General features: G+C 68.0%; 3 protein-coding genes and 1 pseudogene. All 4 read right to left on the bottom strand.

Annotated elements, in window-relative coordinates:
* Window positions 1-488, bottom strand: a 488-nt coding sequence (locus A5624_RS21430; RefSeq protein WP_231997968.1) for a S8 family serine peptidase, incomplete at its 3' end; no start/stop codon positions are given.
* Window positions 466-1,977: a type VII secretion integral membrane protein EccD gene (eccD, locus tag A5624_RS21425; RefSeq protein WP_066870699.1), complete on the bottom strand. Its 1,512-nt coding sequence runs from the start codon at window positions 1,975-1,977 to the stop codon at window positions 466-468. The genes eccD and A5624_RS21430, both read right to left, overlap by 23 nt.
* A 268-nt stretch (window positions 1,978-2,245) precedes the next feature.
* Window positions 2,246-3,148, bottom strand: a complete 903-nt coding sequence (locus A5624_RS21420; protein WP_066870696.1) for an ESX secretion-associated protein EspG — start codon at window positions 3,146-3,148, stop codon at window positions 2,246-2,248.
* Between the two features lie 103 nt (window positions 3,149-3,251).
* A pseudogene (locus tag A5624_RS21415) lies at window positions 3,252-3,330 on the bottom strand (type VII secretion protein EsxI); the annotation flags it as partial.

The following is a 3,330-nucleotide window of genomic DNA, read 5'->3' as shown; positions in this document are numbered from 1 at the left end:
GGCGCCGCCGGCGGCACCCCGGCACCGTTGGCCGAGGCCGCACCGATCATCGAGGCCACGATGGTGCCGTGCGCGTCGCAGTCGGACAGGCCGTCGCCGGCCATGATGTAGTCACCGCCGGCGATCAGGTGCGGAAACCGCGGGTGCGGCGTCACGCCGGTGTCGATGACGGCCACCTTCACGCCGGCACCACGACCGAACTGCCACGCCTCCTGCAGGTTCAGCATGTCCATGTACTTGGGTTGCAGCCGGAAGTCGGTCCCCGGCAGCACACCGACCTCGGTGCAGTACGAGTTCTGCTTCATCGGCGCCCCCGGTCCCGGCGGACCGTCCGGCGGCACCGCGCCCGCGTCGATCGTCGGGGGCGAAATCGCGTACGCCGGAGGCAGACCGGCTAACGCGCCCGAGGCGAGCAGCGCGGCGGCGAGGGTCGCGGCGCACGCGCGACCACGCCACACCTTGCCGTTAGCGATAGCGGATAGCTGCATAGACATTCATCAACCACAATGCCAGCGGGAAAATTGGCATCAGGCAGAGGTATTCAATCCATTCCACGAATTTGCGGAATAGCGGGCTGTAGACGGTGTTCGGCACTACGGCCGCCGATGTCAGTCCCGCGGCCGGCAGCAGCACCAGGATCGCCGCGCTGATCGACACCGCCAGCGGCGACTGCAGCACCAGCGCGTAACGCAACACCACCGCACCGACGATCAGCACGGCCGTTCCGGCCAGGGTGATCGCCTGCCAGCGGTCGACGTACGAGCGGCCGCGCAGCATCAGGAAGCCCGCGCTGAAGCCGGCCAGCAGGACGGGCAGCCAGCGTTGTCCGGTGTGCGGATCCGACAGCGCGGTCAGCGAGACGATCATCAGCACGCCGAGCCCGATCAGCAAACCCGACAGGAAGGACCGGGCGCGTTCGGCCTGGGTCAGCACGTCGCGGACCGAGGCGGGCCCCTCCAGCACCGGAGGACCGCCGTCGGAGCGCACCACGGTGGTGGGCAGGTCGGGTCGGGCCTCGAACACCCACCGGCTGGTGGCCGACGGGAAGACGGGCAACCGGATGCCTGCCAGCCGGCGCGAGATGGCCGGCGCGCTCTGGTAGATCATGACGGACACCAGCACGACGCAGGTGAACAGCGTCACGGCGCTGGTCATCGCGACCATGCGCGCCAGCGCGGCCACCGCCGCGATCAGGCTGACCGTGACGATCGCCGTGTAGATCGAAAGCCGGCGCCCGGTGAAGCGCAGCGCCAGTATCGCGGCGATGGTGAGGACGCCGAAACCCAGCACCGCGTGCGGGGATCCGACGCCGCCCGGCGGCGCGGCCGCCGCCGCGATCGAGATGGGGGCGAGGCTGCTCAGCAGCATGGTGTCGCCGACGCGCCGTTCCTGCTGCGTGGTCGCCCGCATCAGCAGCATCAGCGAAACGCCGAGCACAACTGCGCCGATCACGCCCGCGTACACGGTCGGCAGCCACGAGTTGTGGTGCCAGCGCCACCAGCCGAGCAGGCCGGCGGCGATCCACACGCCGACGGCCACCATCGTCGCGCCGACCTGCACCGCCACGACCGGGTCGATGGCGGCGAAGCGCTTGCTGAGATCCGCCGCGACGGCGGTGGAGATGTGCTCGATGACCTGCGAGCGGTGCTCGGTGTCCGGGATGAACCGGATCCACAACCGGTCGCCGTCGTAGACGTCCTGCTCGCTCAGCGATTGGGTGGCCCGCAGCGGCGAACCGTCCACCAGGCACAGCGCCCAGCGGCCCCGGCCGGAGGCCTCCAGCGGGGTCTCGCCGAGTTCGCGGAGCCGGCTGTTGACCACCTTCAGCAACGGTTCCGTCATCACCGAGACGGGGGCGTTGGCGTCGAGCAGGACGCCGATCTGGACACCCGCGCCGGCCATCACGCCGACGACGACTGCCTGAGGCTGCGAGATTCCTTCTACGTCAGGCTGTGGTACTTCGACTACCGCAGTCATCGCCCTGCACTCCCTATCGTGATGAATGTGTGAGCCCGTGCCGCCAGTCGCGCGCGGGCCTGCGCCGGTGTACCCGTCGAGGTGCTGGCGCCCCCCGCCAAGTCCATTCCGACTAAGTGGAATTCCATCTGCCTCGCCTTGCGATTAAGAGTTGTCGTTGACACCCGTTTGAGATTTGCTGATGTCTTTGAGAGAAGTATGCCGTGTTCGCAGCTCAACCGCATGTTGAGTGCAAAGACATTGGTGAACTCTGTGTTTCGCGGGAATGTCAGACCCGGCTGTGCGTTTTCCACTCACCGTAGGGAAGTGTGTCGAGCACAGTCTTGACGCCGACCTGCACGAGCTGCGGGGTCGCCGGACAAATGGCCAGCCACGCCTCCCCCGAACCCGCGGTGCGGGCCTGCTGATACAGCGCGATGCGTCCGCCGGAGCCGTCTTTGAGTGACAGCACCGACGCGCTGGGGCCCTTGGCGTCGTCCTGGTACTGGCGGGCGTACACCGCGACTTCGGCGGCGGGGTCGGACAGCGCCTGACCCAGCGCGGCCACCGTGGCGGCGCTGATGCCCATCCGGCGCAGGTCTCCCCCGGAGAACACGTTGAAGCCGGACTCCTGCCACGACTTGGTCGCTTCCAGCATTTCCTCCAGCGGCACGTTGACCGCGTTGATCGCTGCGGGCTCGGCGTGGTGGATGGACTCGAGCGCGTCGATCACCAGGGACGCGATCGAGGCGCTGTCCGCGACGGCGACGTCGTCGACGGTGATCTCACCGCCCACCCGGACCGCCGACACCCAGTGCTGTCCGCGACGGGCCAGCACCACCCGGAATTCGTTGTCGGGGATGTCGCGCGAGCCCGGGGGCTGGTTCTCGTCATCGAGGACGCCGTAGGCCAGCTTGCCTCGGGACAACAGGGCGACCACTTCGAGGTCGGGCGCCGCGAGCACTCGCATCCGCGCGGCCACGTGCTCGTTCACCTGGTCGTTCTCGACGATGCCCTGCTCGCGCATCACCGTCATGCCGGGATGCTCGTTGAGCCAGTCGTTCGAGTCGGTAGACACGTATGGCCGGCACCGCAGCTCGGGCGCGACGTGCCGGATGTCCAGCAGCGCCTGGAGCATCCAGAAACCGTCGACGTTGACAGTGATGTCGGTGCGGGTGCTCTGTTGGTCCATCACTTCCCCAATCGGTCCCTAATACTTCAAGCCAAACTGCACGGTAACCGCAGGACGCGGCAGCACACCGACGGGTGGTGTGCTGCCGCGCCTGAAGTTGCGGTTAGGCCCAGCTGGACCCAACGGCGCTGTCGGTGCTGGCCATGTTGCTGCCCGCGGACTGGACCTTCTGTCCGTGGGAG

This window comes from Mycobacterium sp. 1482292.6 (assembly GCF_001672995.1).
GTDB lineage: Bacteria > Actinomycetota > Actinomycetes > Mycobacteriales > Mycobacteriaceae > Mycobacterium > Mycobacterium europaeum_A.
The sequence above is the reverse complement of the archived record's forward strand: the minus strand, read 5'-3'. Positions and strand labels throughout refer to the sequence as shown.

Bases quoted from the DNA above. Each gene is read 5' to 3' on its own strand.
- eccD (WP_066870699.1), bottom strand. From the start codon at position 1,977: ATGACTGCGGTAGTCGAAGTACCACAGCCTGACGTAGAAGGAATCTCG.
- A5624_RS21420 (WP_066870696.1), bottom strand. From the start codon at position 3,148: ATGGACCAACAGAGCACCCGCACCGACATCACTGTCAACGTCGACGGT.